The organism is Calditrichota bacterium (assembly GCA_016867835.1).
GTDB lineage: Bacteria > Electryoneota > AABM5-125-24 > Hatepunaeales > Hatepunaeaceae > VGIQ01.
Map to the genome: position 1 here is coordinate 1 of VGIQ01000208.1, position 2,033 is coordinate 2,033.

At 56.8% G+C, this 2,033-nt stretch carries 4 protein-coding genes; all 4 read right to left on the reverse strand.

Annotation, left to right across the window (positions count from 1 at the left end):
* Positions 1-6: 6 nt before the first annotated feature.
* Positions 7-543, reverse strand: coding sequence for an NADH-quinone oxidoreductase subunit C (locus FJY67_12175; GenBank protein MBM3330201.1), 537 nt, complete (start codon positions 541-543; stop codon positions 7-9).
* Positions 533-1,009: an NADH-quinone oxidoreductase subunit B gene (locus FJY67_12180; protein ID MBM3330202.1), complete on the reverse strand. Its 477-nt coding sequence runs from the start codon at positions 1,007-1,009 to the stop codon at positions 533-535. The genes FJY67_12175 and FJY67_12180 overlap by 11 nt, the downstream gene beginning before the upstream one ends.
* A gap of 11 nt (positions 1,010-1,020) precedes the next feature.
* The gene (locus tag FJY67_12185) at positions 1,021-1,377 is read right to left on the reverse strand and encodes an NADH-quinone oxidoreductase subunit A (GenBank protein MBM3330203.1); all 357 of its coding nucleotides are present in this window, start codon (positions 1,375-1,377) and stop codon (positions 1,021-1,023) included.
* Between the two features lie 151 nt (positions 1,378-1,528).
* Positions 1,529-2,032 carry a hypothetical protein gene (locus tag FJY67_12190; protein MBM3330204.1) on the reverse strand — a complete coding sequence of 168 codons (504 nt, stop codon included), beginning with the start codon at positions 2,030-2,032 and terminating at the stop codon, positions 1,529-1,531.
* Position 2,033 lies beyond the last annotated feature (1 nt).

A 2,033-nucleotide genomic window follows, 5' to 3' on the forward strand; every position in this document is an offset into this window, starting at 1 on the left:
TTCTACTCACGGGCGGTGAATGACCTCACCTTCCTTCATCTTCACCTGCAGTCGCCGCACCGGCCAGGTCTCCTCGATGAGCGGCTGCCGGCCATCATAGGGATAGTCCTTCCGGAGCGGGTGGCCCTTGAACTCCTCATACATCAGGATCCGTTTCAGGTTCGGATGCCCGGAAAAGCGGATCCCGTAGAGGTCCCAGACTTCGCGTTCAAACCAGTCGGCAATCGGCCAAAGGCTCGTTAGCGTCGGAACCGGCGCACCCTCATCCACCATCGCTTTCACCCGCAAGCGATGGTTATGTTCCGTAGAATAAAAATGATAGACAACGTCGAAGCGGGGCGATCGCTTCCCGAGCCAGTCCACGGCCGTCAAGTCCATCAGCATATCGAACCGGAAGTCCGCCTGGCTCTTGAGTGCTGAGGCAAGGTTGGCAACTCGCGAAGGCGCAACCTCAGCGACGGCGTGGCCCTTATCGATTCTACAGACGAGACCCAAATCCGACAGATCGGTTACCAGCCTCGAGATCAGTTCCTCAGCCGACATTGGACAACTCCACCAAGGGATGCTTTTGCTCCTGGATCTTCTGCTGCAACTTCATCAGCCCGTCGAGCACCATTTCGGGGCGCGGCGGGCAGCCCGGGATATAGATGTCCACGGGGACAATCCGGTCTATTCCCTGGAGCGTCGCGTAGTTGTCGTATGGCCCTCCCACCGAAGCACAGGCACCAAACGCGATCACCCACTTCGGCTCGGCCATTTGGTCGTAGATGCGGCGGAGAATCGGCGCGATCTTCTGAGACACTGTCCCTACTACGATCAAGACGTCCGCCTGACGCGGACTGAACCGGGGCAAGCCGGCCCCGAACCGGTCGATGTCGTAGTGCGACGACGCTACCGACATATACTCCATCCCGCAACAGGCGGTCACGAAGGGATACATGAAGATCGAATACTTGCGCGCCCAGCCAAGCGCCCGGTCGATGGCATTCGTCGCGACCATCCCCGGCATCAGGGTGTCGTCTATCGCCACTGCAAGACTCCCCTCTTTATGATGAAATACCACCCGGCCAGAAGGATCAGCAGGAAGACCCCCATCTCGACCAGTCCGAACAGGCCGAGGGCTTTGAAGTTGACCGCCCAAGGGTAAAGGAAGGCGATCTCAACGTCAAACACGACGAAGAGGATAGAGACCACATAGAAATGGATCGGAAAGCCCTCCCTGGTAGTGCCGGGCGTCGGCAGATTGCCCGTTTCAAAGGGGAGTTCCTTGGCGGGATTCGTCCGCCGCGGCCCCAGGAGTCGGGTAAGGAGTATGATGATCGCGGTCAAACCGACTGCCGCAATCATCAGGAAGAGAACACCGGTGTAATTAGACACGGATGAGTATGACGATGTTGTGAAACTGACTATGGACTGAGTGGACCGTATTGAAAGTATGGACTCTATCGACTCCCCTAACCAATCAATCTACAAACGAACCTGCTCCAATTCAATATCTCTCTTCCTACAATCCTTCTTCTACCGGGCATCAGAGCAATCCAAACTTCTTCATCTTGTAGCGCAACGAATCTCGAGTGATGCCGAGCATCCTGGCGGCACGGGTCTGGTTTTGCCCGGACTTATCGAGCGCCTTCAGGACCAGTTCGTGCTCCACTGCTTCCATCGAAAGCCCTTCCGCCGGTATCTCAATCCCCAGGTTCTGATTCAGCACCGGGCTGGACACCTCGGCAAGCCCGCCCGACATCTGCCGCAAGTCAAGCGGCAGGTGTCCAGTCCGAATCGTCTCGTCGTTCTCAAGGATGACAATCCGCTCAATCACATTGCGCAATTCGCGAATATTGCCGGGCCAGTCGTAATCGGTCAGGATCCGCTTCACATCCGGCGTAAGTCCGGCAAAACGTTTGTGAAAGTCTTCGTTAAACCTACGGATGAAGAACTCGGCGATGGGAACGATGTCTTCCCGACGCTCTCTCAGCGGGGGAATGTGGATCGGTATCAGTTCGAGCCTGTAGAAGAGGTCGCGCCGGAACATC